Below are 341 nucleotides of genomic sequence, written 5' to 3'. Positions count from 1 at the left end.
AAAAAATTAGGATAAGGAAAATCAATAGTACGATTGTAGAGGATGGGTTAAAGTATTGTGCTAAGCCTTTTTCATTTTCAAAGCGTAAAGGAAAAGTTTTAGTAGACGTTTTGAATAATCAAAATCAATTGTTTTATACCTCTGAACTAGAATATATTATTTTCGATGAAAATGCTTTTAACGAGGTTTTTAGCAGTTTTTATACAGAGAAAATTCCTGCAGAAAGTGCTCCAATAAATGAAGACTTACTGGTGAATTTAATCGAACCATTTTGTTTTAAAATTCAAATTCCCGCTTTTACAATTGAACAATGTAAGGGGCATTTTGATAATTATCCTATT

Annotated in this window: 1 pseudogene; it reads left to right on the top strand. The window is 29.0% G+C overall.

The window, feature by feature from the left end:
* Positions 1 to 341, top strand: a pseudogene (locus tag ACUTSE_RS18155) (hypothetical protein); the annotation flags it as partial.

The sequence above is a fragment of the Myroides sp. TSA_177.3 genome (assembly GCF_052691955.1).
This window is presented reverse-complemented; position numbering and strand designations above follow the sequence as displayed.